A 26,464-nucleotide genomic window follows, 5' to 3' on the forward strand; every position below is an offset into this window, starting at 1 on the left:
TCGAGGACATGAAAAAACCGACATATGGGGAAAATCTGTTTGCGTGGCTGCTGGCCGGCTTCTTTGTCGTGGGGGGCACGCTGAACATCTTTGCCTCGCCCGATATCGCCGCGGATTACCAGCGCTGGGGCTATCCCCCGCGCTTTCACTATCTCACCGGCGCGCTGGAATGGCTCGCGGCGGTGCTGATCGCGGCGCCGATGACGCGCTATATCGGTAGCCTTCTGGCCGCCGGCATCATGATCAGCGCGGCGGCGACGGTTGCTCTGAACGGCGAATACGACCACGCCATCGCGCCGCTGATCGTGCTGGCGCTGGTGGCGGTAAACGCCTGGATCACCCGCCGCCGCGCGCAGACAAAGGGCTTTTCACCCAAGGGATGAGGCCGGGCGCGGGCTACTCCGCCAGTTCGATCCGGGCGGGGTAGCTGCCGTCCTTCAGCAGCGCGTCGAGCGGCCCGTCGATCTCGCCGAGCCGCACCAGCCCGCGCGAGGACTGGAAGGGCTTGTAGAAGATCGCCAGGTTTCCCCAGGGCGCGTAGAGCGTGATGTCGCCGGTCTCGGGCTTGTAGCTCGCCGGCGCGCCGCTGGTGTCGAGCTTGCGCGGCAGATCGGCAATCTTTTCGGTGCTGTGATAGTCGCTCAGCGTCAGGTCGAGCGGCAGCATATCGGCGAAATCGCGCCCGGCGGTGCTGTCGTCGAGCGTCGCGGGCAGAACGGTGTCGTCGATGACGATCTGAATGCGGGTCATGGTGGCTCCTTTCGTGGTCTCGGCCGACAGCGGGCCGGAGAGAAGGCAGGCGGCGGCAAACACCGCACCGATCCGTGTGAGCATAGCGCCGGGCATGCGATCTCCTTTCCTGGCTCTGTCACAGATATAGGCGACGCAGGCGGCGAGGTCATGCCGCGCGGAATACTTCCACCCATGAGCCGGGGTCATGAGTGGGCGACACGCCTCCGCGGACCCGCGCGCCGCATAATCCATCGACTTTATGAGCAAGCCTCATATATCAAGGGCAGACCCGATCCCGCATCCCCGGAGCCCGTCCGCCCATGCTGCGCGAAAACATCAACGATCTCATCGCCTTTGCCGCCGTCGCCGAAGAGCGCAGCTTTACCCGCGCGGCGGCGCGGCTCAACGTCTCGCAATCGGCGCTGAGCCACACGATCAAGGGGCTGGAAAAGCGCCTCGGCCTGCGCCTGCTGACCCGCACGACGCGGGCAGTGGCGCCGACGCTTGAGGGCGAGGATCTGCTGACCACGCTCAATCCCTGCTTCGAAAAGATCGAAACCCGGCTCATGGCGCTCAACGACGCGCGCGACCAGCCGACCGGTACCGTGCGCATCGCCGCCACCGAATACGCCATCGAAAGCCTGCTCTGGCCCAAACTTTCGCCGGTGCTGAAGCGCTATCCGACGGTGAATATCGAGTTCGTCATGGATTACGGCTATACCGATCTGGCCAGCGCGCAATGCGACGCGGGCGTGCGTTACGGCGAGCAGGTCAGCGACGGCATGATCGCCATGCGCATCGGCCCGGAGGAGCGCATGGTCTGCATCGGCGCGCCGGCCTATTTCGAAGAGGCGGGCAGCCCCGAGGTGCCGCAGGATCTGACCGGACATCGTTGCATCAACCTGCGGCTCTCCACCCATGGCGCGCTCTATGCCTGGGAGTTCGAGGACGAGGACGGCAACGAGATCCGCGTCAAGGTGCAGGGCCAGGCCTGTTTCAACACGATCAACCCGGTGCTGCGGGCGGCGCTCGACGGGCATGGGCTGGCGCTGATCCCCGAGCGGCTGGCGCAGCCGCATGTGGCGGCGGGCCGGCTGCAACTCTGCCTGGAGCGCTATTGCCCCTATTTTCCGGGCTTTCACCTCTACTATCCCAGCCGCCAGCGCCCGTCCTCGGCCTTCGAGGTGGTGCTGGAGGGGCTGCGCGAGCGCGGCTGAGCATTCATGAGAACGGGTCATGAGTGGCGTGATTGCGCGGGTTATTAAGATCGGCGCGGTGCGGGCCATGTCAGAGGGGAGCCATCATTCCCCGGAAGGAGACCCCGATGAAACTGCCCTTTGCCGCCTCGGCCATCGCCCTAGTGACCAGCTCCGCAATCGCGCAGGAGGCCGCGCGCACGCTGCCTGACGCGGTGGGGCAGGTGGCCCCGGCGCTCGACGCCTATGCCGCTGATGCGCTGTTCGGCGCGGAATGGGCCGATGAGGCTCTGTCGACCCGCGATCGCGCGCTTGTCACCTTTGCCGCGCTGATGACACGGCACGAGACGGGCGCGCTTGCCGATCATATCGCGCTGGCGCTCGACGCGGGTGTGACCCCCGCCGAGATCTCCGAAACGATCACCCATCTGGCCTTTTACACCGGCTGGGGCAACGCCACCGCCGCCGCCGAGGCCGCCGCACCGGTCTTTGCCGAGCGCGGCATCGCCGCGGCGGATCTGCCGGGCGCGGATCCGGAACTGCTGCCGCTCGACGAAGAGGCCGAGGCCGCGCGCGAGGAGACGGTGAAGGGCAATTACGGCGCGGTCAGCATGGGCGTGGTGGACAACACCCGCGAGCTGCTCTTCCGCGACCTCTGGCTGCGCCCCGATCTGGCGCCGCGCGACCGCAGCCTGATCACCGTGGCGGCGCTGATCGCCGCCGGGCAGCCGGAGCAGATGACCTTTCACCTCAACCGCGCCATGGACAACGGCTTGACCCGGGAAGAGGCCGGCGCGATGCTGTCGCATCTCGCCTTCTACGCCGGCTGGCCCAAGGTATTCTCGGCGCTGCCGGTCGCAAAAGCGGTCTTTGAAGATCGCGCGGGCTGAGACCGCAAGGAGATCGCGATGAGGATCGGTATTCTCGGATCGGGGCTGATGGGCGGTAAGCTCGGCCGTTTCTGGGCCGCCAGCGGCCATGACGTGTGTTTCGCCTATTCCCGCAGCCGCTCGAAACTCGACCGGCTCGCCCGCGAGAGCGGCGCGAGCAGCGGCACGGTCGCCGAGGCGGTACAGGGCGCCGATGCGCTGCTTCTGTCGGTGCACTGGTCGCGGGTTGGCGACGTGTTGGAGCAGGCCGGCGATCTGGCCGGGCAGGTGGTGCTCAACTGCTGCGTGCCGCTGAACGAGAGCGACACCGAGCTGGTCGTCGGCACCAAGAGCTCCGGTGCCGAGGAACTGGCCCGCATGCGCCCCGCCGCGCGCTGGGTGTCCTGCTTCAACACCAGCCCGTCCGAGAGCTTTGCCCCGGTCTTTGCCCGCAAGGACCGCGCGCCGCGCCCGCAGCTCATGGTCTATGGCGACGACGAAGAGGCCAAGGCGGTGGCCGGCGGGCTGATCCGCGATATCGGCTTCGAGCCGCTCGACACCGGGCGGCTGCGCAATGCGCGCTTTGTCGAGCCCTTCGCCATGGTCACCGCAGAGCTGGCCTATGGCCAGCCCGGCGGGCCGGCGCTGACCTACCGTTTCGAGAAACTGCGCGGCTGACCGCGCAAAGACAGGAGAGACATCATGAAGATCATCCGTTCCGGCAGCGCCCCGTCGAACCCGGGGCCCGAAGACTGGTTCACCGGCACCGTCCGCGTCGATCCGCTCTTTGCCGCCGAGGAACCGGGCCGCACCAGCGGTGCCCATGTCACCTTTGAACCCGGCGCGCGCACCGCCTGGCATACCCACCCGGCGGGGCAGACCCTGATCGTCACCTTCGGGCGCGGTCTGGTGCAGCGCGAGGGCGGCCCGGTGGAGGAAATCCGCCAGGGCGATGTCGTCTGGTTCCCGGCGGAGGAAAAGCACTGGCACGGCGCCTCGCCCGAGACCGCGATGAGCCATATCGCCATTCAGGAAAGCATCGACGGCAGCCCGGTGACCTGGATGGAGAAGGTGTCCGACGCCGATTACAACGGCTGAGATCGCCTTAGGGGCGGTCTCGCCTACAGATAGCTCCCCTCGCGCCGCCGGTAGATGCCGGCGGCGCATTTGCGTTTCGCGGCGATTTTGCTCAGCTCGGCATGCGGGTTCCCATAGGTCAAGTTTCTACCTTGAAGGGAATCAATCGGCGTGTCACAGTTTTAGTAGAATTATTGAATGTCTTTTCATCTTCCAATTGAGGGTCGCCTTTGTCATGCGAACGTATTCCGTCGTTTTCCCTGTTTTTCGCTCACTTTCCTGCGCCACGGTATCTGCCGTTGCGCTGATCGCCGGGTCCGGTTTGGCGCTGGCGCAGGACATCGCCCAGCCGCCGCAACGTGCCGCGATGACGCGCACCGCCATGCCGCAGGGCCTGGCTCCGGAGGCGCTGCCGCAGGTCCGCTCCGACGACAGCGCCGCCGCGCTGGAAGAGACCGATACATGCGCCGGGGCCGATGTTTGCTACGATCTGGCGCTGCGCTACGTCGATGGCGAGATGCGCAATCCGGCCTTCCCCGCCGACGATCCGCGCGGCACCGACAAGGTGCGGCTGCGCGCCTATGCTGGGCTGGTACTGGATGAAGACGCGACCCCGGTGTCGCAGGACAATGCCTATGTCGCGCCAGTGGTCGAAATCGCGCCGGGCGACACGTTTCGTCTGACCTTCGAGAACGAATTGCCGCGCCCGCAGGACATGGTGCTGCCCGGCGAGGATGCCAATGGCAATCCGCTGCGCTGCACAGGCGAGCCCGAGGATCACAACGAGCCGCATTGCAGCAATTTCAACTTGACCAACATGCACACGCATGGGCTTTGGGTCAGCCCGCAGGGCAACAGCGACAATGTGCTGCTGACGGTGAATCCGGGCATCACCTTCACCTATGAATACAACATTCCCAGCGATCACCCGGCGGGCACCTTCTGGTATCACGCGCACCGCCACGGTTCGACCGCGCCGCAGGTGTCCAGCGGCATGGCCGGTATCCTGCTCATTCGCGGCAATCGTCAGCCGCAGCTCGGCGCCAATGGCTGGGCGTCGCCCGGCGATCTCGACGTGATCCTGCCGCGCCCGGGCGTCGGTGGGTCTTATGATGTGAGTTTTCCCGAACGTACCATGCTGTTCCAGCAGATCGCCTATGCCTGCCGCTGGACCCGCGAGGAGGTGAATGCACTGGCCGATGGCGGCACGCCGCCCGACGACCTGCCCACCGTGGGCGAGATCAAGTCGGATGCGAATGGCTGGTATTGCGACGAGGGCGATGTCGGCATGCTTGAGCCCGGTCCGGCCAACGCCTTCGACCAGGTGGGTTTTGGAAGCTGGCCGCGCTCGGGCCGTCACACCGCGATCAACGGCGCAATCCAGAAGGAACATCCCGGCGCCGTGGCGGGCCAGGTGGAGCGCTGGCGGCTGATTCATGGTGGCGTGCGCGAGACCATCGGGCTTGAGATCCGCAAGGTCGAGGGCGGCGGTGACGCGCTGCGCGCCCGGCTGGCCGAAGGCGCCAGCGGCAACAGCCGCGCCGCCATCGCCGAGACGGTGGAGGAGTTCTGTTCCGGCGAACCGCTGGACCTGGTGCGTGTCGCCACCGACGGGCTCGCGCGGCCCGATATCCTGACCAGCAAGGAGCTGCTGTTGCAGCCCGCCTATCGCGAGGATGTGCTGGTGAATTTCCCTTCCGAGGGCACCTATTGCATCGTCGACGCCGCCACCGCCTCGGATGCGGATATCAATCTCAACGACAACGACACCGCGCTGCTGGGCTTTCTCGAAGTCGCCCCCGCTGAGGGGTCCATCGAGGGCGATGGCGGGGCCGATCATGTGATGGCGATGCTCGAACGGTCGATCGGAGAGACGATCACCGACGAAGCGGCGCGGGATTTCGTGCTGGAAGATCTGGCCGAGGGCCGGCTCGACGCCTTCGTGAAGCATCGCGACATCGCGCCGCATGAGGTCTCGGGTCAGCAGACCGTGGGGTTCAACATTCAGGGCACGCCGCCGGCCTTCCAGTTCGTCATCGGCGAGATCGCCCCCACCCATGTCAGCAACGGCGCGCCCTTCGCGCTGGTCGACGAGGCGGCTTATGAGGCGGCGCGGCTCGACCGGGTGCTGCCGCTCGGCGGGGTCGAGGAATGGACGCTGACCTCTTTCGGCGGCGGCGGCCACCCGTTCCACATCCATGTGAACCCGTTCCAGATCGTCGAGGTGCTGAAATATCAGCCCGATGCGGGCTGTGCGACCGGGGCCGAGGGCGCGCGGGGCTGCGATATCGACCCCAACGATCCGGCGACCTATGTCGATGTCAGCGGTGCGGACAGTTACGAGCCGCAGTATGCGGGGCTCAAGAACACCTGGAAGGACACGCTCTTTATCCTGCCCGGCCATCTGGTGAAACTGCGGACCCGCTATGAGCGCTATATCGGCGATTTCGTCCTGCACTGTCACATTCTCGATCACGAGGATGAGGGCATGATGCAGAATATCCGCATCGCCATTCCCGACGGCAAGGGCGGGTTCGACCGGCCGATGACCGAGCACGGCAGCCACGAAGGTGGCTGATCGCGAGCGGACGGCCCTCCCCGCCGCGCTTGTCGAGGATGGGGAGGCGGTCTGGATCCGGGTGCCGCGCGCCTTGCTGGGCGCGGCACCCGACAGTGTTTCGGGCTCCGCGGTGGCGGCCGAGGCGGCTCCCGCCGCGGAGCCCGGGCGCTATCTCGGCCATGACGGCGACAAGGCGCGGCTTGAGCTGCGGATCACGCCCGAGGCGATCAGCGGCGACATCTTTCGCGGCACTGCCGGGGAGGAACGTTGGCTCGCGTCCTTCCGGACGGAGACCGGCGTGGTGCTGGACGGCACCGGTTTCGCGGTCACCGCACTTGGCCATAGCGGCGCGCAGTCGGAGGGGCGGCTTGCGTTGGAACCGGCGGGCACCGCGCTCGATCTGGGTCTCACGCTGCACGCGCCGCTGGAGGGGCTGCCGCTCAACACCCCGATCCGGGCGCAGATGCAACGTCACGGCCCGCTTCTGCGTCGTATCCAGCTGGAGCTGGAGACAGAAACCGGGGTCGCTCCGGCCAGGCCCGTCGACCGTGACGGCGTTGCGCTGCATCTGATCGAAACGCTGGCGCGTGCCGGGATCGCGCTGGAGGAGGGGGGTGCGGCGGACAGCCTGCCGCAGGCGCCGCAGGATGGCTGGAGCGAAAAGCAGCTGCACACGCTGATGGCGGAATTCGCTCAGACGGACCTATCCAATCCCAATCTCAGCCTGCGGCTGCTCTGGCTTTCGCGCAGCAACCGCAGCGGTCTGCTCGGTGTGATGTTCGACGATGACGAAGTGTTGCCCCGACAGGGCTGCGCCGTCTTTGCCGACGAGATCCGCGCACGGACTCCGGTGGCACTGCGCGACCGCAAGCTGTTGCAGATCGCCATTCACGAGATTGGCCACGCACTCAACCTCGCGCATCGTTTCGAGGCCGAGGTCGGGCAGGCACGCAGCCTCTCCTTCATGAATTATGACTGGAAATATCGCGGCGGCGGGCGGGCGCAGGAATTCTGGGATCTGTTCGACTTCGCTTTCGACGCGGACGAGCTCGGCTTTCTGCATCACGGGCCCTGGCGCGCGCTGGTGCCCGGCGGCGACAAGTTTCTATCGGCGCCCTATTGGCGCGAGGGCTCTTACGGCTATCCCGAGCTGCCGGCGGACGCGGGCAGCGGTCTGGCGCTTGAGCTCTTGCCGCCGCTTGCCGGGCCGGTCTTTCATTTCGCCCAGCCGGTAATCCTCGGCCTGCGGTTGCGCAACGGCACGCAAGAGGCGGTGACGCTGCCCTCGGATGCGCTCGATCCGAAATCCGGCGGGCTGCGCATCGCCATCACCCGTGAAGGCGCGGGCACGGCCGAAGCGGTGGAGTTCCACCCGATCACCCATCGCTGCGTCGACGAGGGGCAGGCGGAGACGGTGACACTGGCGCCCGGCGGGGAGCTGGAGGGCAATGTGAACCTGACCTACGGTGTCGGCGGCTTCGCCTTCGCCGAGCCGGGCAATTACCGGGTCGATGCGACGCTGCTCGCGGGCGGGGCGGTGCCCTGCCGCACGCTGCCGCTGCGCCTGCGCATGTCGATGCCGCAGACCCGGCGCGAGGAGAACATGGCGCTCGACCTGCTCGATACCAAGACCGGGCGCTGTCTGGCGCTCGGTGGCTCCGGGATCTATGCGGATGTGGCGGAGCGGCTGTTCGAGCTCGCGCAGGGGCTCCGGGCGAAAAGCGGTCTGGCACGCGATCCCGTCGCAGTGAATATCTTCCGGTCGCTGGGCTTTCACTTCCGCCGCAGCTATCCGCAGCTGCATGATGGCAGGCTGGTGATGGGGCAGAGCGATGCCGAGACCGCCGCGCGCTGCAATGCCGCGCTCGACCGGACGGCGCTGCGGGCCTTCGATCCGGTCACCGCGCGCGAGACGACCGCCTATCTGGCACGGGTTTCGGAAAGCTGAGCGCGGCACCCGTGCGGGATGGGCCGGCCTTTCGACATGCTTGGGCGCGTCGTCGTCGATTCGCGCGGTTTCGGCGCCCTGCGCCTCAAGTGAGACACATACCCTAAGACCTTCGTATTAAAGTCAGATTGTTGGATGCTGCGACGCGGCGACGAATTTTCTGGACTTTTGATGGGTCGAAATGTGACGTTACGCCGCAACAGTGACAGGAAATCAGAGGTCGACCCGCCCGGAGGAGGGCTTGGCGAGTCGACCGCCAGGCAGATGGCGAACGGGAGGATGCCATCCTGTCTCGATCCGGTCGCCTCCGTGGGAGGACGTGAGGCGACCGGGCACCTTACTGTCACGATAGGGGATTTCCTTGGAGATGGCACATAATATTGGGTGATGCCTCGGCATCTGGCCCAGCTATTGCGGCCATCGCTCATCTTTTCAGCTTTTTGACAGGCGGCTGCTCAGCACCGCATCCCGATCTTACCGAGCGCTTAAACCGCCCGTTTCGCCGGCTCGGTGGGCTTTGGCGACTCAGAAGCGCTCTGTCAGGAGTACTTGTTGTCTGTCGGAGGGAGAAGGGGTGCGGCGACCCTCAGGGAGGAGGAGAGAGGGCCGCCGCGAATTCCCGGGGTTCAGGGAGGAGGAGAGAACCCCAAGAAACTTTCCGATGCCTCGCGGCGTCGTGGGACTTATTTGCGACATGCTGCGCCGCGGAACAAGCGCCTCTTGTGCAACTGCGCTTTGATCTCAGTGCATAGCATGTCGTGTTGTTCAGATTTCCACCACGACTCGGCCGCGAATCTGGCCGGCGATGATGTCTTCCGCAAGCTTTGGCAGCGCATCGAAACCGTGAACGCTGTACATGCTGTCGAGCAGCGCCGGATCGAGGTGCTCGGCCAGAAGCGCCCAGGCTTTTTGGCGTTTCGCGCGCGGTGCCATGACGGAATCGACGCCGATCAGGGCGACGCTGCGCAGGATATGCGGCATCACCGTCGCCGGGAGGGCGGGGCCGCCCGCCAGGCCGCAGGCGGCAACCGCGCCGCCATAGCAAGTCTGCGCCATCACATTGGCGAGCGTGTGGGAGCCCACCACGTCCACGGCGCCCGACCAGCGCTCTGCCTGAAGCGGCTTGCCCGCCTCTGCCAGCTCGGCGCGGTCGACGAAGGCGCGCGCGCCCAGTTTGGACAGGTAATCATGGGTTTCGGGGCGGCCGGTGACAGCGGTGACCGGATAGCCCAGCTTGCCCAGCAGCGCGATTGCGACGGAGCCGACCCCGCCGGCGGCGCCGGTCACCAGAACGTCCGGCCCCTCGGGCGCGATCGTGCCCCAGTCGCGCAGCGCCTGAACGCAGAGCGCGGCGGTGTAGCCGGCGGTGCCGATGGCCATGGCCTGTTCCGGGCTGAACGCCTCGGGCAGAGGCAGTAGCCATTCGGCTTTGACGCGCTGGTATTTCGAGTAGGCGCCCTGTTCGGTCTCGGACAGGCCCCAGCCGTTCAGGATCACCTTGTCGCCGGGCGCCCAGTCGTCGGAGGCGCTCTCGACCACGGTGCCGGCGAGGTCGATGCCGGCGATCATCGGCAGGCGGCGGGCGATACGGCCCTTGCCGGTCAGCGACAGGCCGTCCTTGTAGTTCACCGTCGAATGGCTGATCTCGACCAGGACCGGCAGGTCGGGCAGATCGGCGCGCGTCAGCTCGGCCAGCTCTGCCCTGGTTTTCCGGTCGCCGGCGTCGACGATCCTCATGGCGTGGAACGTGTCGGACATGATGTTTCCTCCCGTGTTGAGTGGGTCAGGGGCGGGATGTCTTGGCATCCCGTGCCGCAAGCGCGGCGGTGTAGCTGGCCATCAGATGGTCCAGCAGGCGGTCGAGCGCGGCGCGGGCGGCGGCGGGGTCGCGGGCCTCCACCGCTTCGAGCAGCCGGCGCTGATGCGCGGTGGTCTCACTGCGGATGCGGTCGCGCACGACGATCATGTTCAGCAGGGGAATGAAGGATTCGATCACCGTGGCCATCATCAGCCGCAGCGGTCCGTTGCCGGCGGCATCGACGAGCGCGCGGTGAAAGCCCACGTCCGCGGCACAGAATTCGGTGTCGGGCAGGCTGCGGTCCTCCTGCCGGGTCAGCTCGGCGCGCATCCGGTCGAGATCGGCCTCGCTGCGTGCGGCGCAGGCGAGATCCAGGCAAAGCGCCTCGGTCTCGCGCCGGGCGGCGATCAGCTCTTCGATGTCGAAGGCGCCCATGCCGACCATGAGCATCGCGGATCCCGCCTGCTGTTCGATCAGCTCGCCCAGTTCCGGGCGCTTGACGAAATTTCCGCCGCTGGGACCGCGCCGGGAATGCACGAGGTTGAGGGCTGCCAGCCGCTTGAGCGCCTCGCGCACGGTGGGGCGGGAGACGCCGAAGCGAGTGGCCAGCTCTTCCTCGCCGGGCAGGCGTTCATCGGCCTTGAGACGCCCGTCGAGAATGGCGGCGTGGATCTCGTCCGCCACCTGACGGGCCAGCCCTGCTGTCACCACCTGCCCGAATTTCACGCTCATCCCATCCGCCCGGTCCTGGAAAAAGAATAATAGGTTTGACAAATATGGATATGATCGCATCAGTAGGGTCCATGTCCATAGAAAACTGTATGCCGGGCGTGTTCCTGCCGCCCGCCGGCTTTCCGGAACTCTGAATATGACGCCCGTTCCCGCGCATGAGGCGCTGTTTGCCGAGCTTGCCGATCTGCCCGCCGCAGCGCTGTTGACGGGCGCGGCGGCAGGCGCGGCCTATGCCGCCGATGCCACCGGCAATCTGATGCAACCGCCGCTCGCCGTGCTGCGACCCGCCGATACTGCCGAGCTGTCGCGGATGCTGGCTGCCTGTCACCGGCTGCGCCTGCCGGTCGTCGTGCAAGGCGGCCGCACCGGCCTGTCGAACGGTGCCACCCCGCGCCGCGGCGAAGTGGCGCTCTGCCTCGACCGGATGACGGCCTTGGCGCCGGTCGATCCGGTCTCGGCGACGGTGGTGGCGGAGGCCGGGGTGAGTTTGCAGCGCGTGCAGGAGGCGGCGGAGGCGGCGGGGTTCGGCTTTGGCGTCGATATCGGCGCGCGCGGCAGTGCCACGGTGGGCGGGCTTTGCGCCACCAATGCCGGCGGGCTGAACGTGATCCGCAACGGCATGACCCGGGCGCATGTGGTCTCGCTCGAAGTGGTGCTGGCGGACGGCCGGGTGCTGGGCCATGTCAGGCCGCTGGCCAAGGACAATTCCGGATTTGATCTCAAGCAGTTGTTCATCGGCTCCGAAGGCGTTCTCGGCATCATCTCACGGGTCTGTCTGGCGCTGCGCCCGCCGGTGGGGCCGCTGGTCACCCTGTTCGGAGCGGCGCCGGGGATCGACACGGCGGGTGCGCTGCTGGCGCGGCTCCGGCGCGACGCGGGCGGGCCGGTCACCGCTTTCGAGGTCATCGACGAGGCTATGTTTCAGCGCATCCTGGCTCTGGGGCACCGCCCGCCGGTCGCGCCCGAGGGCATCCAGATCCTTGCCGAGATCGAGACCGCCGACCGCGATCATGTGCAGGAGTTGTTGATGCGGGCGGTGGAGGCGGGCGAGCTGAGCGATGTGGTGCTGGCCGCCTCCGGCGCGCAGCGTCAGGCGCTCTGGGCACTGCGCGAAGGCTGCGCCGAGGCGGTTGCCGCAATGGCGGCGCCGGTGGGGTTCGATATCGGTCTGCCGGTGGCGGCGATGCCGGACTTTCTGACCGAGACCCGGGCCCGGCTTGCCGCCGCGCTGCCAAATGCCGGGATCGCCGTGTTCGGCCATCTCGGCGATGGGAACCTGCACTATATCGTCGATACCGATGCGCCCGGCGAGGCCGCGCGCATTGTACTGGGCGCGGTCGCGGCGGCGGGCGGGACGATTTCCGCCGAGCACGGGCTGGGCCGGGAAAAGGCCGGCTATCTGCCGCTGGTGCGCAGCGCCGACGAAATCGCCGTGATGCGCGCCATGAAAGACGCGCTGGACCCGGCGCATATTCTCAATCCGGGGCGTGTGCTGCCGCCCCCGACCCCTCTCAACGATTGAAGCCGAACCGATGAGCCGAGCCGATACACTCTCGCCCGACATGGCCCAGACCGCCTTTCTTTCCGGCACTCAGGCGTTGGCGAAACTGCCCGTGTTGATGCGCCGGCGCGATGCCGCTGCCGGACGCAACACCGCCGGATACGTTACCGGCTACCGCGGCTCGCCGCTGGCGCAGTTCGACCGCGAGATGGAGCGCTCGCGCGCGGCGCTCAGGGACAGCCATGTGCATTTCCACCCGGCGCTGAACGAGGATCTGGCGGTGACGGCGGTTTCCGGCAGCCAGCAGACCGGGCTGTTCGAGGGCGCACGCTATGACGGGGTCTTTGCCATGTGGTACGGCAAGGGTCCGGGCGTGGACCGCAGCCTCGATGCGCTGCGCCACGCCAATGCCGAGGGCTCCGATCCGCGCGGCGGTGTGCTGGTGTTGATGGGAGACGATCACGGAGCGGTCAGTTCGACCATGCCGCATCAGACCGAACATGACATGATCGCGGCGCAGATCCCGGTGCTGGCGCCGGCGGGCGTGCAGGATTATCTGCGCTTCGGGCTGCTCGGATGGGAGATGTCGCGCGCTTCCGGGGCCTGGATCGGGTTCAAATGCCAGACCGAGGTGGTCGAGAGCAGCGCCACGGTGGAGCTGACCGGGCTCGACGCGCCCGCCATTCTGCCCGATGGCGCGGGAGAGCACGGGTTGCGCTGGCCCGACGGTCCGTTCCCGAAAGAGGCGCGGCTCGAGAAGAAGCTGGCGCTGGCGCAGGCCTTTGCCCGGCTGAACGGGCTCGACCGCGCCTATGGCACGGGCCGGGCACGGCTGGGCATCGTCGCCGCCGGAAAAAGCTGGCTGGACCTGCGCGCGGCGCTCGCCCGCATCGGGCTGACCGAGGAGAGCGCGGCGGTGCATGGTATCCGCCTGCTCAAGCTGGGCCTGACCTGGCCGGTCGATCCGGTGGGGCTGCGCGAGTTCGCGGGCGCGGTCGACGAGCTGATTGTCGTCGAGGAAAAACGACCGGTAATCGAGGATCAGGTGAAGAGTCTGCTCTTCAATATGTCCGGCCGCCCGCCCGTTTCCGGTAAGACGGACCCTGAAGGCGCGCCGCTGATGTCTGCGCTTGGCGAGCTTGGCCCGCAGGACGTGCTCGAGGCGCTGCTGGCCCGGATGCCCGAAGACATGCGCGCCGCCCTGCCGCAGATGCCGCGCCCGGATGCGTCCGCTTCGGGCGAGGCGCCGGCCCCTGCGCTCAGCCGGGACCCGTATTTCTGTTCGGGCTGCCCGCATTCGCTTTCGACCCGGTTGCCGGAGGGCAGCCGTGCCACCACCGGCATCGGCTGCCACATGATGGTGCTCGGCGTCGAGGGCCGCAACACCGCGACCTTTACCCAGATGGGGGCAGAGGGGGTGAGCTGGCTGGGAATCGCGCCCTTCTCCGACGAGCGGCATATCTTCGCCAATATGGGTGACGGCACCTATTTCCATTCCGGATACCTCGCGATCCGCGCCGCCATCGCGGCGCAGGTCAACATCACCTACAAGATCCTGTTCAACGACGCGGTGGCGATGACCGGCGGCCAGCCGCATGACGGCGAACTGACCGTGCCGAAGATCTGCGCGCAGGTTCTGGCCGAGGGCGCCCGTGAGGTCGCCGTTGTTGCCGAAGAGCCCGAGCGGCTGCGTGGCCAGCTTCCCGCAGATGTGCGGATCTGGCACCGCGACGAGATGGACGCGGTGCAGCGGCATCTGCGCGAGGTCGAGGGGGCGACGGTGCTGGTCTACGATCAGGTCTGCGCCGCCGAGAAACGCCGCCGCCGCAAGACCGGCGATTTCCCCAAGATCTCCGAGCGCGTGTTCATCAACGATTTGGTTTGCGAGGGCTGCGGCGACTGTTCGGCGCAGTCGGGCTGTATCTCGATCGAGCCGGAAGAAACCGCCTTTGGCCGCAAGCGCCGCATCAACCAGTCGAGCTGCAATGGCGACACCAGTTGTCTCAAGGGCTTCTGTCCGAGTTTTGTCACCATCGAGGGCGGACGCCCGAAGCAGCCGGCGCCGGTGCGCGCCGAAGCCGACGTTGCGCCCCCGCCCGAGCCCGACCTGCCGCGCATCGACGGCGTCTATAACCTGCTGCTCGCCGGGATCGGCGGCACCGGCGTGCTGACGGTCAGCCAGGTGCTGGCGCGGGCGGCGCATCTCGACGGGCTGGCGGTACAGTCGCTCGACCAGACCGGACTCGCGCAAAAGAACGGCGCCGTTGTCGGGCATCTGCGGCTGGCGACACGCGCGGGCGATCTCACCGCCGCGCGGGTTGGGCAGGGCGAGGCGGATCTGGTGCTGGCCTTCGACATGCTGGTGGCACGCTCGGCCAAGGTGCGGCCCTCGGTTGGTAATGGCCGCACGCGGATCGTGGTCGACGACCGGCTGGCGCCCAATGCCAGCTTTGTACAGAACACCGCTATGTCCTTCCGCAAATCCGCCGGGCTCAGGGCGCTGGCGGGCATGGTGGGCGAGGGGCATTGCCTGACCGTACCGGGCAGCGATCTGGCTCTGGCCACGATGGGCGACGCCATCGCCACCAATCTGGTGATCCTCGGCTTTGCCTGGCAATCGGGTCTTGTGCCCATCGGCGGTGCCGCGCTGCGCGAAGCGATCTCGGGCGCGCGGGGTGGCGAGGCCAATCTCGCCGCCTTCGATTGGGGCCGACGGGCGGCGGTCGAGCCCGATTTGCTCGCGCGGCTGGGCGGCGCGCCCGCGCCGGACGCGCCGGAGGAGGAGACGCTCGAGCAGATGATCGCGCGCCGGGCGGATTTCCTGACCGGCTATCAGAGCGCCCGCTATGCGCGCCGCTACTGCGAGCTGGTCGAGGCCGCGCGCCGGGCCGAGGCGCCGCTGGTGCGCGAGGAGTTCACCCGCGCGGTGGCGCAGAGCGCTTTTCGGCTGATGGCTTACAAGGACGAATACGAGGTCGCCCGCCTGCATCTCGATGCCGGGCAGCGGGCGCGGTTGGCGGACAGTTTCGAGGGCGAGTACCGTATCGCCTATCACCTGGCGCCGCCGATCTTCTCGCGCCCCGACCCGCGCACCGGGCGCCCCGCCAAGCGCCGCTTCGGCCGCTGGATCGAGCCGGGCTTTCGCGCTTTGGCGGCGATGAAGCCGCTGCGCGGCACGCCGCTCGATCCGTTCGGTCGGACGCAGGAGCGGCGCGATGAGCGTGCGTTGCGGGATGGGTTTTTCGCCGAGGTCGCCGCGCTTTGCGAGACGCTGAATGCCGAGACCCATGCCCGCGCGGTGGTGCTGGCGAAGCTGCCCCAGATGATCCGGGGCTATGGCCCGGTCAAGGAGGCGGCGATCACGGCCTATCGTGAGAAGCGCGCGGAAATGGGGCAGGGCGCAAACCCGTAGGGTGGGCAATCTGCCCACCTTTCCCGAGAGAAAGCGCTACTCCGCCGCTTTCGGCAGGATCAGCGCGTCGAGCAGGCGCAGCCCCTGACCGGCCTCAAGCACGCGCACCGGGTTCAGGTCGACCGCCTCCAGCGCATCGGCATGGCGGCAGCCGAACTCCGAGAGCGCCACCATCGCTGCGACCAGCGCCGCGCGGTCGCAGGGCGGGGCACCGCGATAACCGCTCAGCAGCGCGCCGAGGCGGGTGTCGTCGAGCATCTCCGCGGCGCGCTCCGCCGTTACCGGCAACAGCTCGAAGGCGCTGTCCTGCAACAGCTCGACCATTGTGCCGCCGAGGCCGACCACCAGGCCCAGCCCGTAAGGCGGGCTGTCGACAAGGCCCAGCATCGCCTCGATGCCGCCGGTGACCATCTCCTGTACCAGCACGCCGTCGATGCGGGCCGCGGGCGCATGGGCGCGCGCCGAGGCGACGATGCGCTCATATGCCTCCGCCGCGGCCTCCGCGCCGACCGAGAGCGCGACGCCGCCGGCTTCGGTCTTGTGGGCGATGTCGGGCGAAGCGATCTTCAGCACGGCTTTGCCGGGAAGGGCTGCGACCTGCGCGCGCGCCTCGGCGGCGCTGGTGGCCAGCGTCTCGATGGGGCCGGGCAGGCCAAGCAGAGCGCGCGCGGCGGATTCGCTGAGTGCACGGGGCAGGATGTCGGTGCCCTCTGCGCGGCGCCATGTGACGGCGCGGGGTGTCGTCAGCCAGGCGGCGATTGCGGTCAGCCCGGCGCGCGTGCCGGGCAGGCGCAGCGCCTCGCCATAGGCGGCGGCCACCTGCGGGTGCAGCCCGGCGGAAAGATTGCTCAGCGCCACAAGGGGCGTGGCGCCGGTGTAGCTGGCGCAGGCCCCGGCGATGCCCTCGTATTCCGTCGCCATGTCGGGGGCGAGGGCGGGCGGCGCGTCCTGCACCGCCAGGGTCACTCCGACGCTTGGATCGGCATCGAGGATGTCTAGCGCGCGGGCATAGATTCCGGAACCCCCAAAGGCGGCGCCGGTCACATCGAGCGGGTTCTGCGGCGTGGCAAAGCCCGGCAGCAGCTCCCGCAGCGCCGCCACCGACCTGTCCGACAGCTCGGCCAGCGGCAGGCCGGTTTCGGCGGCGATATCGGCCACATGCGCCACCCCGCCGCCGGAGACGCCCAGCACGGCGGCGCGCTTCAGCGCGGGCGGCGTCGGCTGAGCGCCGCATAGCCGGAGCGCCGCCAGAAAGCTGTCCATGTCGGGCAGGTCGAGAATGCCGGCGCGGCGGCAAAAGGCGCGCGCCGCCTCTTCGGTGCCGGCCAGTGCACCGGTATGCGCGGCGGTGGCCCGTTGCCCCAGTGCCGAACGCCCGACCCGCAGCGCCACGGCGGATTTCCCGGCGGCATGAACCGCCTGCATCGCGGTGGCCAGCGCATCCGGGTCGCCGATATCCTCGATTACCATGGCGATGGTATCGATATCGGGATCCTGAGCGAAATGCGCCACGTAAGCGGCGAGCCCCGTCACCGCGCCATTGCCCGCCGAGACCAGCGCGCCGATGCCGATCTGCCCGGAATGCGCGAGCGCGATGGCGCTGGCGCCCGAAGCGGAAATCAGCGCGGTGCGGCCCTGCGGCATCTCGGGCGAGATCGTCGAGGAATAAAGTGCCGCCCCGCTGCCGCGCGACACAAGGCCCAGACAGTTCGGCCCGCAGACGGCCATGCCGTGGCGCCGCGCAATTGCGATCAGCTCTGCCTCCAGAGCCGCGCCCTCTGCGCCGGTCTCGGCAAAGCCCGAGGCCAGCACCACCGCGGCACGGCTGCCCAGCCGCCCGGCCTCTTCCAGCGCGGCGGGCACCAGCTCTGCGCGCAGCCCGATCACCACGCAGTCGGGAGCTTCGTCGAGATCGGAGAGCGCGGCGACGGCGGGCAGTCCGAACACGGTGCCGCCGCGCGGATGCACCGGGATAACCCGCCCGGCATAGCCGAAGCGGGCAAGGTTGCGCATCACATAGCCGGCCGAGGAGCCGGGACGCTCGGACGCGCCCAGCACCGCCACCGAGCGGGGCGCGAAGAGGGCAGCGAGATCAGTCGAGGCCACGGAACGGGCTGTCGCGGTATTCGAGATACTCCTTGAGCGACATCTGCGCGAGCTTGCGCATCCACTCCTGCCCCTCGTCGGTGACATGCAGCCCGGCAATCGAGGTTACGTTGTAATCGAAGCTGGCCTGAAGCCCGGCCACCATCTGCTGGTTGTTGATCGAGGCCTTGGTGTATTTCAGCGCCGGGGTCGGCATCCTTGCCAGCTTCCGCGCGAGGTTCTCAGAGCGCAGTTTCAGTTCGTCGGCGGGGACCACCTTGTTCACCAGGCGCATGCGGTCGGCTTCGGCCGCATCGACGATATCGCCGGTATACATCAGGTAACGTACATCGCGGGTGGGCAGCAGCCAGGGCATCATCAGTGCCGGCGGCCCGGAATTGTGCCGCACCTCGGGTTCGCCGAACTTGGCGGTGTCGGCAGCGATGGCGAGATCGCAGGACATCATCAGTTCCAGCGCGCCGGCCAGGCAATAGCCGTTGACCGCGGCGATGACCGGGATCGGGGCTTTCCAGATGTTCAGCAGCGCGGTGGCGTTCTCGGTCATGTCATCGACCCAGAAGTCGAAATCCACCACGAAATCGCCGCCCTGAAGGTCATAGCCCGAGGAAAACGCCCGTCCGGCGCCGGTGATGATCAGTGCGTTCACCTCCGGGTCGGCCACCGCTTCGGCCAGCGCCGCGTCGATTTCGCGGATGCAGTCCTTGTTCATGGCGTTCAGCTTGTCGGGCCGGTTCAGCGTGATGGTGGCGAACTTGTCCTGTTCGTCCTTGGTGTAGAGGATCGTCTCGTAGCTCATGGGGCTCTCTTTCAGGCGGCCAGGGTTGAGGAGGGCATCTTGGCAAGCGCCGTGGCGATGCGCGCGGCGAGCCGGGCATTGTTGCGCACCAGCGCGATATTGGCGGCCAGCGAGCGGCCCTCGGAATCGGTGTTGATCCGGTCGAGCAGGAAGGGCGTCAGCGCCTTGCGGGTGATGCCCTGCGCGTCGGCGGCGGCGATGGCGCCGTCGATGATGCTGTCGATCTCGGCCGGCGACAGCGCATCTGCCTCGGGCACCGGATTGGCGATCAGCATACCGGTGTTCATGCCCAGCGTGTCGTTCCAGGCGATGGTCGCGGCGATCTCTTCGGGGCTGTCGAGCCGGTGGTCGGCCTTGGCGCCGCTGCTGCGGGCGAAGAAGGCGGGGAACTCGTCGGTGCCATAGGCGACCACGGGCACGCGGTGCGTTTCCAGCACTTCCAGGGTCTTGGGGATGTCGAGGATCGACTTCACGCCGGCGCAGACCACGGCGACCGGTGTGCAGCTGAGTTCCAGAAGGTCGGCGGAGATGTCGAACGTGTCTTCGGCGCCGCGATGCACGCCACCGACGCCGCCGGTGGCAAAGACCCGGATGCCCGCCAGCGCTGCGACCCGCATGGTGCAGGAAACGGTGGTGCCTGCCGATTGACCGCGCACCAGCGCTACGGCCAGATCCCGCGAGGAGGCCTTGACCACGCCCTCGGCCCGGGCCAGCGCGTCGAGCTCTTCGGCGCCGAGGCCCACCTTGATACGCCCTTCGAGCACGGCGATTGTGGCGGGCACGGCACCCTGGGCGCGGATCTCCTCTTCGACCGAGCGCGCGGTTTCGAGATTCTCCGGATAGGGCATGCCGTGGGTGATGATGGTCGATTCCAGGGCCACCACCGGCGTGCCGGCGGCGAGGGCTGCGGCCACCTCGGGTGCGAGGTCGAGTAGGTCGGGGGTCATGAGGGTACTCCGGTGACGGGGGAGGGCGCGGCGCCGGACAGGCGATGGCCGTTCGTTTCGAGAAATTGCGCGCTGAGGTCGGCGCGCACGGTTGTGGCGGTTTCGACGGTCAGCGCGGCCAGCAGGCTGCCGGTGCGGCTGGCCTCGGGCAGCGCCGCGCCGGCGAGCACGGAATGCAGCGTACCGGCGATCATCGCGTCGCCGGCGCCGGTCACTTCGACCGGATGCGCGGGCACCGCCGGCACGACGGCGACGCCGTTTTCGTCCGCCACCGTCAGCCCGTCGGTTCCGGCGCTGACCACCACCCCCGCCGCGCCCCGGTCGCGCAGCTCGGTTGCGGCGGCGCTGGCGCCGGCGCGGTCCGGCGTATAGGCGCGGCCGAGATAGCCATTCGCCTCGTCCACATTCATGAACAGCATGGCGATGCCGTTCAGATCCCGGGGCAGGCGCTGCGCCTTGTGAGTCGAAACCGGGTCGATGGCGAGCTGAAAGCGCGTGCCCCGGCTGCGCTCGATCAGGGCGGCGATGGCTTCCATCGGCGGGTTGCAGTCGGAAAACACCAGCGTGGCACTCACGATATGCGACCAGGCCCGATCAAGCCGGTCGGGAGTGAGCTCCTCGAAGATCTCCATATCCGCGATGCCGAGATCGAGATCGCCCTCGGGCGAGAGAATGGCGCAATATTCGGCGGTCGAACGGCGCATCGACTGGGCGACCTGGCTGACATCGACGCCGCGATTGCGCAGGTGGCCGAGCAGATGCCGCCCGGTCTCGTCATCGCCCACGACCGACAGGAAACTCGTCTCATGGCCAAGCAACGCGAGGTTTTCCACCACGTTGCGCGCCACACCGCCATAGCTGTGAAAGCCCTCGGCGGGGTTGGAGGTGCCCCGCACAAGCGGTTGGCGAGCGCGGAATTTCCGGTCGAGCACCGCGCCGCCGATGCAGACCACCCGCTTGGATGCAGGCAGCACATAGCCGCGCCCGAGGATATAGCCCTTGCGGGTCAGCGACACGATATGCGCCGCCACGGTCGAGCGCGCGATATTGAGCTGGTCAGCGGTCTCCTGCTGCCCGGCAAAGGGGTTTTGCGTGATGTGCTTCAGGATTGCCGCCTCAAGAGGCGAGAGATCGTCCATGAGCTGATTTCCCTGCGAGCGCGTCTCATTTTTTCTAGACAACAACTGTTTAATTCGTCAACAATTGTTTTACGACGCTGCCAAGCGCCTGCGAAACACCCCGGAAAACCGCCCGAAAAGAGGCATGCCGGAAGAGGGTACTACCCTGACATACAAGGAGGAATTCCATGTCTGCCGATACGATCGACATGATCCCAGTGGTCGATATCTCCGGATTCATCGAAGGCGGGCCAGGCGCTGCCGCAGTGGTCGAGCAGATCGCCGCCGCCGCCACCGAAAGCGGCTTTTTCCTCGTCACGGGCCACGGTGTCGATACGGCGGTCACAAAGCGGCTCTACGATCTGGCCTACGCGTTCTTTGACGAACCGCAGGACTGGAAGGCCGGCGTCGGGCGCGGCACCGGGGTCGAGGGCGGCCTCTCCTTCGCGCCGATGAAGCAGGAGGCGCTGGCCGGCACGCTGGGCATGAAAACGCCGGGCGATCTAAAGGAAAGCCTCAATTTCGGCCCGCGTCTGGGTGGCGACACCTGGCCCGACCGGCCCGAGGGGCTGGAAGCGGCGTTTCGCGATTACTTTGCCGAGATGGAGCGGCTCGCCCATCACCTGCGACGAATCTTTTGCAGCGCCATCGGCCTCGTGCCCGATTTCTTCGAGGCGGATTTCGAAAACCATCTCTCGGCGCTGCGTGTCATCAACTATCCCGAACAGAGCGAGGCGCCGGAACCGGGTCAGCTGCGCGCCGGCGAGCATACGGATTACGGCTTCATGACGATCCTGCGCTCCGAGGCCAGCGCCGGTGGCTTGCAGGTGCGCCGCCGCGATGGGGTCTGGCTCGACGCGCCGAATATCGAGGGCGCCTATGTGGTCAATATCGGCGATGCGTTCATGCGCTGGTCTAATGACGAATGGGTCTCGACCCCGCACCGCGTCGCCAATCCGCCCTCGGGCTTTCAGGGTACGGCGCGTCGGCAGTCGATTCCCTTCTTCCTCAATCCCTCCGCGGAGACGATGATCGAATGTCTGCCGCCCTTCGCCAAGGACGGTGCGAAATACGAGCCGATCAGCTTTGCCGATTACATCGCACTGAAGACCAGCCAGGCCTTCGGCGGCTGAGCGTCTGACCCTGCGGCGCCGCGGCGCCGTCTCGGTACCGGGGCAGAGATCCCGGGCCCGGATCGAAACAGATCCTTCCAATATGCCAACATGGAGACCGAAATGACCATCACAAGACGGCAATCTCTGGGAGCGCTCGGGGCCATGGGCCTGAGCGCTTTCATGCCCCGTTACGCCTTTGCGCAGGACAGCGAAACGCTGGTCGTGCCGACCCTGGGCGGCGTCTGGGAACAGTTCTGGCGCGAACACATTGCCCCGGCCTTCGAAGAGGCCACCGGCGCCAAGGTGACGCTGGATGTCGGCAACGGCCGCGTCTTCGGTGCCAATCTGCGCGCCGCCGGGGTCGAGGAGCCGCCCTATTCCATCGTCATGACCAACGAGGTCTTTGCCCAGAGCCTGCGCAAGGAGGGCTTTTTCGAAGAGCTCGACCTGTCGAAGATGCCGAACTATGCCGATCTCTACCCGATCGCCCAGACCGCAGGCGGTTATGGCGCGGTGGGGACGTTCTCGCCTATCGGCATCGGCTACCGCACCGACATGATCTCGACCAAGCCGACCGCCTGGAAGGATCTGTGGGAGAACCCCGAGACGAAAGGGCTGATCGGGCTCTACAACTTCGCCAATTCCGCCGGCAAGATGGAGCTGCTTCTGGCTTCCAAGATCTTCGGCAAGGACCAGTACGACGTGGATGCGGGCTTTGCCGCGCTCAAGGAGCTGGGGCAGGTGATCCAGGTGGATTTCAACCTCTCCACCGCCATGGCGGCGGGCGAGATCGCCATCGCGCCCTTCGATTTCGCCGAAATCGTGCGGCTGAAGGGGCAGGGCCTGCCGGTGGACTATGCCATCCCCGAGGAAGGGGTGCTGGCCTTCGACCAGACGCTCAACATCCTTGCCAACGCGCCGCATAAGGAGCTGGCCTATGCCTATGCGAATTTCCTGATCTCGCCCGAGATCCAGGACATGCTGATGCGCCAGTTTTACACTTCGCCCACCAACAGCAAGGTGGTGGTGCCCGATGAGCTGAAGACTCAGGTGCCGATCTCTGGCGAGGCGATGAACGCCATCCTGCAATGGGACTGGGAATTCGTGAACGAGAACCAGGCCGAGCTTTCCGAACGCTGGGCCAAGGAAGTCGGCTGAGCCGGGTTCGCACGAGACCAACCGAACGGGGCCGCCAAGCGGCCCTGTTCCGCCATCCGGCACGATGAGGACAGCACCAGACCATGACCGAAGTTAGGTTGAACCGGCTCACCAAGATCTATGCCGGTGGCAAGCCGGCGGTGGATTCGATTTCCCTGACCATTCCCACCGGTCAGTTCGTGTCGCTGCTGGGGCCCTCGGGATGCGGCAAGACCACCACGCTCAAGATGCTGGCCGGCTTCGAGGAGGTCACCCGCGGCGAGATCGCCTTTGACGGTCAGGACATGGTAAGGGTGCCCGCCGAGGATCGCGACATCGGCATGGTGTTCCAGAACTACGCGCTGTTCCCGCATATGACGGTGTTTCAGAATCTCGCCTTCGGGCTCGAAATGCGGCGGATCGGCAAGGCGGAGATCGCCCGCCGTGTCGGCGAAACGCTGGAGATGGTGCAGCTGTCGCATCTGGCGGACCGTTACCCGGCGCAGCTTTCGGGCGGACAGCAGCAGCGCGTCGCCATCGGCCGGGCGCTGGTGATCGAGCCGCGCATTCTGCTGCTCGACGAGCCGCTGGCCAATCTCGACGCCAAGCTGCGCGAGGAGATGCGGGTGTTCATCCGCGATCTTCAGAAACGGGTGGGCATCACCACGATCTATGTCACCCACGATCAGGCCGAGGCGATGACCATGTCCGATCTGGTGGTCGTGATGTTCGACGGGCGCATCGCGCAGGCGGGCGCGCCGGCCGAGATCTACGAGCGCCCGAAATCCGCCACCGTCGCGGGGTTTGTCGGCCAGGTGAATCTGATCGAGGCGGCGCTCGATCCGGCGAGTCCCGGAGCCGCCAAAACGCCCTTCGGTCCGGTGCCGGTGCAGGTTCCGCCTGTCGGCGACAGCGTGACACTGGCGCTGCGGCCCGAGGCGATCGACATTGCCCCCGCCGGGGCCGGCCCGGGCACCGCCGCGACAGTGGAAAGCCTGCAATACTCGGGCGCCATCGTCGATTACGTGCTGCGCTTCGCCGATGGCAGCCGCGCCAGCGTCAAGACCATCCCGCGCCACCGGTTCGAAACCGGGCAGGAGGTCTCGCTCTCGGTCGATCCGGCACGGTTCTGGCAGCTCGGGCGGGAATACTGAGATGCGGCAGCGCTACGCCTTTCTGCTGCTGCTGCCCGCCGGGATCCTGCTGACGGTGTTCCTGGCCATCCCCTATGTCAGTGTCTTTCTCTCGGCCTTTCGCGTTCCGGGCGAGGGCACACCCTACGGCGACGGCTACACGCTGGGCAATTTCGCCCGCATCTTTACCGACTGGTTCTATATCGGTCAGGCGCTGAACACGATGCTGATCGGTGCGGTGACCACGCTGGCGACGCTCATCATCGGTCTGCCGGTGGCGTTTCAGCTCGCCCGACCGGAGCTGCGCCTGCGCGGGCTGTTCTACGGTATCGTGCTGTCGCCGCTTCTGGTGGGGATCGTGATCCGCAGTTACGGCTGGACGATCCTTCTGGGCAATAACGGCGTGATCAACCGCACCCTCCGGGGCTGGGGCTGGATCGACGGCCCGATGCCGCTGATGTACAATACGCTGGGTATCGTGATCGCGCTGACTCATGTCTTTCTGCCCTTCATGATCCTGCCGATCATGAGCGCGGTGCAGGGGATCGACCCCTCGGTCGCCTCCGCCGCCCGTTCGCTGGGGGCGCGGCGGCTGAGCGTCATCCGCCGGATCCTGCTGCCGCTGGCCATGCCGGGAATCCAGTCGGGCTGTATTCTGGTCTTCGTTCTGGCGCTGTCGTCCTATGTCACGCCGGCGCTGATCGGTGGGCTGCGGGTCAAGACCACCGCCGTGACCGTGGTCGACGCAATGATCGACACGTTTCAATGGCCGTTCGGCGCGGCGCTGGCGCTGACGCTCTCGGTGCTGGGCGGCGCCTCGGTGCTGCTCTTTGCACGGGCCACACGGATGAAGTGGAAATGATCATGGGCCGCACCGTTCTCAATCTCTACTGCCTGCTGGTCTATGCGTTTCTGCTGGCGCCGATCTTTGTGGTTGTGGGGGCCTCGTTCAATGCCGGAGAGTTCCTGACCTTTCCGCCACAGGGCCTGTCGTTCCGCTGGTACGTCACCTTCTTTCACAACGAGGTGTTCCTGCGCGCCATCGTCACGTCGCTCTGGATCGCGTCCGTGGCGACTGTGTTCTCGGTGGTGATCGGCACCATGGCGGCGATCTACTACGTACATTTCGCCGGCCGCCGGAAAGAGATGATCCGGGTCGCGGCGCTGTCGCCGCTGTTGCTGCCCGAGATCCTGACCGCCATTGCGCTGCTGTTCTTCCTCTACGATATCGGCATCGGCACCAAGACCATGTTCGGACTTCTGGTGGGTCACGTCTTGCTGACGCTGCCCTTCGTCTTCATGAACGTCTCTGCCTCGCTCGAAGGCTATGACACCGACTGGTCCATGGCGGCCCGAAGCCTGGGCGCGCGGCCTTTCACGCGGTTCCGTCGGATCGTGTTGCCGCTGATAAAACCGGGGCTGATCGGCGGCGCGCTGTTCTCCTTCGTGATTTCCTTTGACGTGTTCACCATCAGCCTGCTGCTGAAGTCCATCGGCACGGCGACGCTACCGATCCAGCTCTTCGATTATCTCAAGACCAACTACACCCCAGAGGCGGCGGCCGTCTCGACACTCTCCATCGTCGCAACGGTGAGCGTCGTGGTCATCGTCGAAAAGGTCGTGGGGCTGAAGGTTCACAAGTTCTAAAGTGAACCTCTGTGAACCCACGCTGAAGTGCGGAGTGACCCGCCAGCCTGCTGAAGAAAGGCTTCGATATGCCGGATCTTTTCGGCCAGGGCGCTCGCCTTGGGCGTGGGCGTCATGCCCGCCGAGGTCCGCACTAAGAGCGGATCGCTGAAGATATCTCGCAACTGCCGCAGCGTGTGGCTGATTGCCGGCTGGCTCAGATGTAGCTGCTGGGCGGCCGGCGTCAGCGCGCCGGATCGCGTCGAGCGTGTAGAGCAGGCGGATATCGAGATTGCACACGCGCGGCATGGTCCGCGAGGTGACCGACCCGACCCTCGGCCCGCTGATGCACCCAGGGGTCGTGCCCCGCATCGACCTGCTCTCGCTGATCAAGGCGCTGGTCGTCGAAGGCACGGCTTGTTCGATCCTGTCGCTCGGCGCTGTCTGGGAGGAGATCGGAAACGGCAGCATCGTGGCGGCCGAGGTGCGCGGGATCAATCTTTCGCGCACCATCTATTCCGCGCGCAGCCCGCACAAAACGATCACCGGGCTTCTGGTGAAGACCGAAGACGTTCTGATCTCCTCCATCATAAAGCGGCTCACCGCAATCGCGGCGGTTGCAACGCTGGGGTGAGCGCGGGCGGGCGGGATCGTTCGAACC

24 protein-coding genes are annotated in these 26,464 nt (G+C 66.9%); 15 read left to right on the forward strand and 9 right to left on the reverse strand.

Translation table 11 applies throughout. The features are described from left to right. Positions 1–8: 8 nt before the first annotated feature. Positions 9–383, forward strand: a complete 375-nt coding sequence (locus tag I6N89_RS21450; RefSeq protein ID WP_207020464.1) for a DoxX family protein — start codon at positions 9–11, stop codon at positions 381–383. Between the two features lie 13 nt (positions 384–396). On the opposite strand, the gene I6N89_RS21455 is transcribed toward I6N89_RS21450, so the two are convergent. Next, entirely contained in the window at positions 397–846 is a 450-nt protein-coding gene (locus I6N89_RS21455) for a cyclophilin-like fold protein (protein WP_236016768.1), read from the reverse strand. A 206-nt stretch (positions 847–1,052) separates the two neighbouring features. Here I6N89_RS21455 and I6N89_RS21460 point away from each other — a divergent pair, with 206 nt between their 5' ends. From I6N89_RS21460 to I6N89_RS21475, 4 genes are all read left to right on the forward strand, one after another. After that, positions 1,053–1,949: a LysR family transcriptional regulator gene (locus tag I6N89_RS21460; protein ID WP_207020465.1), complete on the forward strand. Its 897-nt coding sequence runs from the start codon at positions 1,053–1,055 to the stop codon at positions 1,947–1,949. A 107-nt stretch (positions 1,950–2,056) separates the two neighbouring features. Further along, positions 2,057–2,818: a carboxymuconolactone decarboxylase family protein gene (locus tag I6N89_RS21465; protein WP_207020466.1), complete on the forward strand. Its 762-nt coding sequence runs from the start codon at positions 2,057–2,059 to the stop codon at positions 2,816–2,818. Positions 2,819–2,836: 18 nt separating this feature from the next. Beyond that, positions 2,837–3,475, forward strand: a complete 639-nt coding sequence (locus I6N89_RS21470) for an NADPH-dependent F420 reductase (RefSeq protein ID WP_207020467.1) — start codon at positions 2,837–2,839, stop codon at positions 3,473–3,475. 24 nt (positions 3,476–3,499) lie between these two features. Beyond that, positions 3,500–3,895: a cupin domain-containing protein gene (locus I6N89_RS21475; protein ID WP_207020468.1), complete on the forward strand. Its 396-nt coding sequence runs from the start codon at positions 3,500–3,502 to the stop codon at positions 3,893–3,895. Between the two features lie 153 nt (positions 3,896–4,048). On the opposite strand, the gene I6N89_RS21480 is transcribed toward I6N89_RS21475, so the two are convergent. Next, entirely contained in the window at positions 4,049–4,258 is a 210-nt protein-coding gene (locus tag I6N89_RS21480; RefSeq protein ID WP_207020469.1) for a hypothetical protein, read from the reverse strand. On the opposite strand from I6N89_RS21480, the gene I6N89_RS21485 reads away from it, so the two are divergent. Together I6N89_RS21485 and I6N89_RS21490 are read left to right on the forward strand one after the other, a co-directional pair. After that, positions 4,257–6,452, forward strand: a complete 2,196-nt coding sequence (locus tag I6N89_RS21485; protein ID WP_207020470.1) for a multicopper oxidase family protein — start codon at positions 4,257–4,259, stop codon at positions 6,450–6,452. The genes I6N89_RS21480 and I6N89_RS21485 overlap by 2 nt on opposite strands. Further along, entirely contained in the window at positions 6,445–8,382 is a 1,938-nt protein-coding gene (locus I6N89_RS21490; RefSeq protein ID WP_207020471.1) for a hypothetical protein, read from the forward strand. Before I6N89_RS21485 ends, I6N89_RS21490 begins: the two co-directional genes overlap by 8 nt. Before the next feature lie 765 nt (positions 8,383–9,147). Here the strand turns inward: I6N89_RS21490 and I6N89_RS21495 are convergent. Together I6N89_RS21495 and I6N89_RS21500 are read right to left on the reverse strand one after the other, a co-directional pair. Then, positions 9,148–10,140 carry an MDR family oxidoreductase gene (locus tag I6N89_RS21495; RefSeq protein ID WP_207020472.1) on the reverse strand — a complete coding sequence of 331 codons (993 nt, stop codon included), beginning with the start codon at positions 10,138–10,140 and terminating at the stop codon, positions 9,148–9,150. 25 nt (positions 10,141–10,165) lie between these two features. Beyond that, a complete protein-coding gene (locus I6N89_RS21500) occupies positions 10,166–10,912 on the reverse strand; it encodes a FadR/GntR family transcriptional regulator (RefSeq protein ID WP_207020473.1) in 747 nt (248 codons plus the stop codon). A 136-nt stretch (positions 10,913–11,048) separates the two neighbouring features. On the opposite strand from I6N89_RS21500, the gene I6N89_RS21505 reads away from it, so the two are divergent. Together I6N89_RS21505 and I6N89_RS21510 are read left to right on the forward strand one after the other, a co-directional pair. Then, entirely contained in the window at positions 11,049–12,434 is a 1,386-nt protein-coding gene (locus tag I6N89_RS21505) for an FAD-binding oxidoreductase (RefSeq protein WP_207020474.1), read from the forward strand. A 10-nt stretch (positions 12,435–12,444) separates the two neighbouring features. After that, complete coding sequence (locus I6N89_RS21510; RefSeq protein ID WP_207020475.1) at positions 12,445–15,825, forward strand: indolepyruvate ferredoxin oxidoreductase family protein; 3,381 nt, start codon at positions 12,445–12,447, stop codon at positions 15,823–15,825. Between the two features lie 36 nt (positions 15,826–15,861). On the opposite strand, the gene I6N89_RS21515 is transcribed toward I6N89_RS21510, so the two are convergent. From I6N89_RS21515 to I6N89_RS21530, 4 genes are read right to left on the reverse strand one after another with little or no spacing between them, the layout of a single operon-like run. Beyond that, positions 15,862–17,931 carry an acetate--CoA ligase family protein gene (locus tag I6N89_RS21515; RefSeq protein WP_207020476.1) on the reverse strand — a complete coding sequence of 690 codons (2,070 nt, stop codon included), beginning with the start codon at positions 17,929–17,931 and terminating at the stop codon, positions 15,862–15,864. Next, a complete protein-coding gene (locus tag I6N89_RS21520) occupies positions 17,918–18,727 on the reverse strand; it encodes an enoyl-CoA hydratase/isomerase family protein (RefSeq protein WP_207020477.1) in 810 nt (269 codons plus the stop codon). Before I6N89_RS21520 ends, I6N89_RS21515 begins: the two co-directional genes overlap by 14 nt. 11 nt (positions 18,728–18,738) lie before the next feature. Next, positions 18,739–19,674, reverse strand: a complete 936-nt coding sequence (locus I6N89_RS21525; RefSeq protein ID WP_207020478.1) for a pseudouridine-5'-phosphate glycosidase — start codon at positions 19,672–19,674, stop codon at positions 18,739–18,741. Further along, on the reverse strand, positions 19,671–20,813 hold the full coding sequence (locus I6N89_RS21530; protein ID WP_207020479.1) for a carbohydrate kinase: 1,143 nt from the start codon (positions 20,811–20,813) through the stop codon (positions 19,671–19,673). The genes I6N89_RS21525 and I6N89_RS21530 overlap by 4 nt, the downstream gene beginning before the upstream one ends. A 167-nt stretch (positions 20,814–20,980) precedes the next feature. Here I6N89_RS21530 and I6N89_RS21535 point away from each other — a divergent pair, with 167 nt between their 5' ends. From I6N89_RS21535 to I6N89_RS21555, 5 genes are all read left to right on the forward strand, one after another. Then, a complete protein-coding gene (locus tag I6N89_RS21535) occupies positions 20,981–21,925 on the forward strand; it encodes an isopenicillin N synthase family dioxygenase (RefSeq protein ID WP_207020480.1) in 945 nt (314 codons plus the stop codon). 102 nt (positions 21,926–22,027) lie between these two features. Continuing rightward, positions 22,028–23,065 carry an ABC transporter substrate-binding protein gene (locus tag I6N89_RS21540; RefSeq protein ID WP_207020481.1) on the forward strand — a complete coding sequence of 346 codons (1,038 nt, stop codon included), beginning with the start codon at positions 22,028–22,030 and terminating at the stop codon, positions 23,063–23,065. Positions 23,066–23,148: 83 nt separating this feature from the next. Beyond that, positions 23,149–24,198 (forward strand): ABC transporter ATP-binding protein, encoded by a 1,050-nt coding sequence (locus I6N89_RS21545; protein ID WP_207020482.1) that lies wholly within the window; start codon positions 23,149–23,151, stop codon positions 24,196–24,198. Position 24,199: 1 nt separating this feature from the next. Next, positions 24,200–25,039 (forward strand): ABC transporter permease, encoded by an 840-nt coding sequence (locus I6N89_RS21550; RefSeq protein ID WP_207020483.1) that lies wholly within the window; start codon positions 24,200–24,202, stop codon positions 25,037–25,039. A 2-nt stretch (positions 25,040–25,041) separates the two neighbouring features. Further along, the gene (locus I6N89_RS21555; RefSeq protein ID WP_236016769.1) at positions 25,042–25,824 is read left to right on the forward strand and encodes an ABC transporter permease; all 783 of its coding nucleotides are present in this window, start codon (positions 25,042–25,044) and stop codon (positions 25,822–25,824) included. On the opposite strand, the gene I6N89_RS25840 is transcribed toward I6N89_RS21555, so the two are convergent. Further along, the gene (locus I6N89_RS25840; RefSeq protein ID WP_207020500.1) at positions 25,821–26,159 is read right to left on the reverse strand and encodes a helix-turn-helix domain-containing protein; all 339 of its coding nucleotides are present in this window, start codon (positions 26,157–26,159) and stop codon (positions 25,821–25,823) included. The genes I6N89_RS21555 and I6N89_RS25840 overlap by 4 nt on opposite strands. Here I6N89_RS25840 and I6N89_RS21565 point away from each other — a divergent pair. Then, positions 26,096–26,437, forward strand: a complete 342-nt coding sequence (locus I6N89_RS21565) for a hypothetical protein (protein ID WP_207020485.1) — start codon at positions 26,096–26,098, stop codon at positions 26,435–26,437. The two genes, I6N89_RS25840 and I6N89_RS21565, sit on opposite strands and share 64 nt — an antisense overlap. The last annotated feature ends 27 nt before the right edge of the window (positions 26,438–26,464 follow it).

The sequence above is a fragment of the Salipiger abyssi genome, assembly GCF_017311415.1.
Lineage (GTDB): Bacteria > Pseudomonadota > Alphaproteobacteria > Rhodobacterales > Rhodobacteraceae > Salipiger > Salipiger abyssi_A.

Coding starts and splice junctions, on each gene's coding strand:
- I6N89_RS21450 (WP_207020464.1), top strand. CDS start 9: ATGAAAAAACCGACATATGGGGAAAATCTGTTTGCGTGGCTGCTGGCC.
- I6N89_RS21455 (WP_236016768.1), bottom strand. CDS start 846: ATGCCCGGCGCTATGCTCACACGGATCGGTGCGGTGTTTGCCGCCGCC.
- I6N89_RS21460 (WP_207020465.1), top strand. CDS start 1,053: ATGCTGCGCGAAAACATCAACGATCTCATCGCCTTTGCCGCCGTCGCC.
- I6N89_RS21465 (WP_207020466.1), top strand. CDS start 2,057: ATGAAACTGCCCTTTGCCGCCTCGGCCATCGCCCTAGTGACCAGCTCC.
- I6N89_RS21470 (WP_207020467.1), top strand. CDS start 2,837: ATGAGGATCGGTATTCTCGGATCGGGGCTGATGGGCGGTAAGCTCGGC.
- I6N89_RS21475 (WP_207020468.1), top strand. CDS start 3,500: ATGAAGATCATCCGTTCCGGCAGCGCCCCGTCGAACCCGGGGCCCGAA.
- I6N89_RS21485 (WP_207020470.1), top strand. CDS start 4,257: ATGCCGCAGGGCCTGGCTCCGGAGGCGCTGCCGCAGGTCCGCTCCGAC.
- I6N89_RS21480 (WP_207020469.1), bottom strand. CDS start 4,258: ATGGCGGTGCGCGTCATCGCGGCACGTTGCGGCGGCTGGGCGATGTCC.
- I6N89_RS21495 (WP_207020472.1), bottom strand. CDS start 10,140: ATGTCCGACACGTTCCACGCCATGAGGATCGTCGACGCCGGCGACCGG.
- I6N89_RS21500 (WP_207020473.1), bottom strand. CDS start 10,912: ATGAGCGTGAAATTCGGGCAGGTGGTGACAGCAGGGCTGGCCCGTCAG.
- I6N89_RS21505 (WP_207020474.1), top strand. CDS start 11,049: ATGACGCCCGTTCCCGCGCATGAGGCGCTGTTTGCCGAGCTTGCCGAT.
- I6N89_RS21510 (WP_207020475.1), top strand. CDS start 12,445: ATGAGCCGAGCCGATACACTCTCGCCCGACATGGCCCAGACCGCCTTT.
- I6N89_RS21520 (WP_207020477.1), bottom strand. CDS start 18,727: ATGAGCTACGAGACGATCCTCTACACCAAGGACGAACAGGACAAGTTC.
- I6N89_RS21525 (WP_207020478.1), bottom strand. CDS start 19,674: ATGACCCCCGACCTACTCGACCTCGCACCCGAGGTGGCCGCAGCCCTC.
- I6N89_RS21530 (WP_207020479.1), bottom strand. CDS start 20,813: ATGGACGATCTCTCGCCTCTTGAGGCGGCAATCCTGAAGCACATCACG.
- I6N89_RS21535 (WP_207020480.1), top strand. CDS start 20,981: ATGTCTGCCGATACGATCGACATGATCCCAGTGGTCGATATCTCCGGA.
- I6N89_RS21540 (WP_207020481.1), top strand. CDS start 22,028: ATGACCATCACAAGACGGCAATCTCTGGGAGCGCTCGGGGCCATGGGC.
- I6N89_RS21545 (WP_207020482.1), top strand. CDS start 23,149: ATGACCGAAGTTAGGTTGAACCGGCTCACCAAGATCTATGCCGGTGGC.
- I6N89_RS21550 (WP_207020483.1), top strand. CDS start 24,200: ATGCGGCAGCGCTACGCCTTTCTGCTGCTGCTGCCCGCCGGGATCCTG.
- I6N89_RS21555 (WP_236016769.1), top strand. CDS start 25,042: ATGGGCCGCACCGTTCTCAATCTCTACTGCCTGCTGGTCTATGCGTTT.